Source organism: Actinomadura geliboluensis, from assembly GCF_005889745.1.
Taxonomy (GTDB): Bacteria; Actinomycetota; Actinomycetes; order Streptosporangiales; family Streptosporangiaceae; genus Spirillospora; species Spirillospora geliboluensis.
In genome coordinates this window covers 1-3,747 of the sequence record NZ_VCKZ01000617.1, presented here as the reverse complement: position 1 = coordinate 3,747, position 3,747 = coordinate 1, and the positions used below count along the sequence as shown (strand labels likewise).

The 3,747-nt window shown below is 74.2% G+C and carries 4 protein-coding genes; 1 reads left to right on the top strand and 3 read right to left on the bottom strand.

Annotated elements, in window-relative coordinates:
- Positions 1 to 444, top strand: a 444-nt coding sequence (locus tag ETD96_RS42475; protein ID WP_138642135.1) for a DUF4129 domain-containing protein, incomplete at its 5' end; no start/stop codon positions are given.
- 324 nt (positions 445 to 768) lie between these two features.
- Here the strand turns inward: ETD96_RS42475 and ETD96_RS42470 are convergent.
- The 3 genes from ETD96_RS42470 to ETD96_RS42460 all read right to left on the bottom strand — a co-directional run bounded on the left by ETD96_RS42470 (position 769) and on the right by ETD96_RS42460 (position 3,365).
- Complete coding sequence (locus tag ETD96_RS42470; protein WP_138642134.1) at positions 769 to 1,164, bottom strand: DUF3040 domain-containing protein; 396 nt, start codon at positions 1,162 to 1,164, stop codon at positions 769 to 771.
- Positions 1,165 to 1,311: 147 nt separating this feature from the next.
- Complete coding sequence (locus ETD96_RS42465) at positions 1,312 to 2,577, bottom strand: DNA polymerase IV (protein ID WP_138642133.1); 1,266 nt, start codon at positions 2,575 to 2,577, stop codon at positions 1,312 to 1,314.
- Positions 2,578 to 2,579: 2 nt separating this feature from the next.
- Positions 2,580 to 3,365, bottom strand: coding sequence for a methyltransferase domain-containing protein (locus tag ETD96_RS42460; RefSeq protein ID WP_138642132.1), 786 nt, complete (start codon positions 3,363 to 3,365; stop codon positions 2,580 to 2,582).
- Positions 3,366 to 3,747: the final 382 nt, after the last annotated feature.

The following is a 3,747-nucleotide window of genomic DNA, read 5'->3' as shown; positions in this document are numbered from 1 at the left end:
GTCCGGCGCCCCCGGACACCGGCGGCGCCGGACCCGGCGGGCGCGGCCCACGCCGCGTGGCGGGAGATGCGCGCCGACGCCCTCGACCACGGGCTCGAATGGCGGGCCAGCGACTCCCCGCGCGCGACCGCGCGCCGCCTCGGCGAACTGCTGGAGCTGGACGGCGCGGACGCGCAGGCCCTCACCCGCATCGCCCGCGCCGAGGAACTGGCCCGCTACTCCAGGTCCCGCTCCCCCGAGCCGGCGGAGCGGCTCCGCGCCGACGTCCGCACCGTCCGGGAGGCGTTCGCCGCGTCCGTGGGCCGCCGCGCCCGCTGGCGCGCCCGCCTCCTGCCCCCGTCGACGATGGCGCAGGCACGCACGACACTCCGCACCGCGGGAGACCGCGTCCTGGACGTCTCCGCCCGCCTGAACGACCTCCCCAACCGCCTACGCCGCAAGTAACCCCGAACACACGAAACCGGCCCTGCACAAGCAGGACCGGAGCACCGCCCCACACCACGCCACAGACGCGGATCAGCTCATCCGTAGAGGCGCCAGCAGACCCCACGAGGGCAGAACAAACCGACGCCTCATCCCGCTACAGACGTCGGCCACTTCACGTCCCGAGGGCGGCCCCAGTCCCCTGCACAAGCAGGAGTGAGTGCCGCCCTCGACTCAACTCCGAACGCCGGTCAACATCACCCCGGGAGCGACTGCCAGACCCCGCACAAACGGGACTGGCCATCGCCCTCGGCTCCGTCGGCGCTCAGCTGCGGACGCCGCCGGTCAGTCGCCTTCGGTGCGGCGGCGCCAGCGTTCTTCCATGCGTTCCATAAAGCCCGCCTTGGCCGGGCGGGCGGTGCGGCCCCCGCCGGGGCGGGCGGGCTCGTTGCCGATGCCCGTCATGCGCTTCCAGCTCGTCAGCGCCCAGACGCAGCAGACCACCATCAGCAGGAAACCCGTCACGCTGATCGCGATGGTGACCGTGCCCTCGTTGATCACGAGGCCGGCCATCAGCGCGCAGACGCCCACGACGAAGCCGAGGGCGGCCTTGACGATCCGGCGCTTGTAGTGGACCTGGGGGTTGGTCGAGCGAACCGCGTGAGCGAACTTCGGATCCTCGGCGTACAGAGCCGATTCGATCTGTTCGAGCATGCGCTGCTCGTGCTCAGAGAGCGGCACGGCACCTCCCAACGACAGCTCCGCGACGGGGTATCCGATGCGGGACGCGAACGTCAACGGTGATATGCCCAGAATACGAGCACTGTCGAGCGTACGAAAGCGAACGGCCCGCCGAGGGCCCGGTGCCGGTCACCCCACCGCCTTCTTTCATTGTCTTCCGTCCCTGCCGTCCCGTCCGTCACCGTCCGCCGCGCGCCGCACCAGCGCGGCGGGGCGGACCGCGCCGCGGCCGAACCGGTGCGCGACCTGGTCCATGGCTCGCTCGGCCTCACGCCAACCGCGTTCCGGCTCGTCGAAGGCGAGCTGACGGGGGGCCTCGCCGGCCGGGCCCAGGTTCTCCACCCGGACGCCGACCAGTCGGAGTCGTACCCGTTCCAGCCCGGCCGCCTCGTACAGCTCGCACGCTGTGACATAGATCACACGGGCGAGATCGGTCGGCTCGCTCAGCGTCCGCGCCCGGGTGATCGTCTTGAAGCTCGCCATCCGCAGTTTGACGCTGACCGTCCGGCCCGCGTTCCCGCTGGCGCGCAACCGCTCGCCGGTCTTCTCCGCCAGCCGCAGCAGCGACCGGCGGATCACCTCCGGGTCGTCGACGTCGGTGTCGAACGTCTCCTCCGCGCCGATGCTCTTGTCGGGCGTCTCCGGGACGACCTCGCGCGGGTCGCGGCCCCAGGCCAGCTCGTGCAGGTGCGCGCCGAGCGCGGTGCCGAGCTCGCGCTGGAGCGTGGGGAGCGGCACCTGGGCGAGCTGCCCGACCGTCCGCAGGCCGAGCCGGACGAGCGTCTGCTCCGTCCGCTCCCCGACGCCCCACAGGGACGCGACGGGCAGCGGGTGCAGGAAGTCGACGGCGCCGTCCGCGGGGACGACGAGCAGCCCGTCCGGCTTGCACCGGGTCGAGGCGAGCTTGGCGATGAACTTGGTGCTCGCGACGCCGACCGAGCAGGTGATGCCCTGCTGGTCGCGCACCTGCTCGCGGATGAGCGGCGCGATCCGCGCGGGACGGCCGAGCCGCCGCCGGGCGCCCGCCACGTCGAGGAACGCCTCGTCCAGCGACAGGCCCTCCACCAGCGGGGTCACCGAGCGGAAGATCTCGAACACGGCGGCGGAGACGCGGGAGTACTTGCCGTGGCTCACCGGCAGCACGACCGCCTGCGGGCACAGCCGCCGCGCGCGCGTCATCGGCATCGCCGAGTGCACCCCGAACGTCCGGGCCTCGTAGGACGCCGCGGACACCACGCCGCGCGGCCCGGCGCCGCCCACGATCACGGGACGCCCCCGCAGCTCGGGCCGTTCGAGCAGCTCGACGCTGACGAAGAACGCGTCCATGTCGACGTGCAGGATGTGGCAGCCGGTGTCGTCGGCGGGCGGCCCCGGCTGCGGACCGGGCCGGTGCAGCTGCTGCTTGCGGCTCACGGCTAGCCGGCCGGCTTGTCGGCCACCAGGTGCAGCTGGGCGGCCAGGTCCCGCAGGACCGGGTGGACGGCCGCGACCGACTCCAGCGCGATCAGCGCGTCGGCGGAGTCGGAGTCGCCGTCCAGCAGGCCGCTCGGCACCAGGTCGGCGAAGATGCGGACGCCGTGCAGCTCGGCGACCCGCAGGCCCGCGCCGCGCACCAGCGCCGACAGGGTCTCCCGGGTGAAGCGGCGGGGCATCCGGTCGCCCTCGCCCCAGCGTCCGGCGGGGTCGGTCAGCACCCGCCGCGCGTCGTCGAAGTGCCCGGCCACGGCGCGGTGCAGCGCCGCGGCGACCTGCCCGGCGACGAGCACGCTGACCGAGCCGCCCGGCCGGACCGCGCCGGTGAGTGCCGCCATCGCCGCGCCGGGGTCGTCGACGTACTCCAGGACGCTGTGGCACAGCACGAGGTCGGCGGCGTCGGGGCCCAGCAGGTCGGGCAGGTCGACGGCGTCGCCCTGCACCGCGCGGACCCGCACCCCGGACTCGGCCGCGCGGCGCTCCAGCGCGGCGAGCGCGTCCGGGTTGGCGTCGACCACGGTGACCCGGTGCCCCAGCTCGGCGAGCGGCACCGCGAACCCGCCGGTGCCGCCGCCGACGTCCACCACGTCGTGCGGCCCGGCCTCGGGGGTGATGCGGTCGAGGACGGTGCGCAGGGCTTCCCACAGGACCGCGCTGCGCACCCGGCCACCGCCCCGCACCCGCTTCTGCTGCCGGCCGGTCACGGCCACTCCCCTAACGTCGCTCATCCCGCCTCAGCCTAGCTGCTGTGTTGGCCTGGGGGGCGACCCCCTGGAACCCCCGTCACGAGCCGGTCGATCCTCACGCCACGGTTCCGGTTCTTGTGACCGCGCGGGTCTCCTCGTGGCGCTGCGGTCGCCCGGCTCGACGGGCAGGCCCGCTGCGCTCGCCGGCGCTCGCTCCGCGTGCCCGCCCGCGACTGCCGGTTGCGGTTCAGGCGGGGAAAGGCGATTCAGGCTCACTCCACGTTCGAACCTCAGCCACCAGTCACGGGTCGGGCGGCTGGAGGGCGCTCTAGCGCCCGGAGGCCGCCCGGCCCGCCGGGCGGGAGGCTGTTTCGCCGAGACGCGCCAGCGGATCGGGGAAACAGCCTCCCGCCCGTGACGGGGG

What these genes read in the sequence shown, in the direction of transcription:
- ETD96_RS42460 (WP_138642132.1), bottom strand. Translation starts at nt 3,365, where the DNA reads ATGAGCGACGTTAGGGGAGTGGCCGTGACCGGCCGGCAGCAGAAGCGG.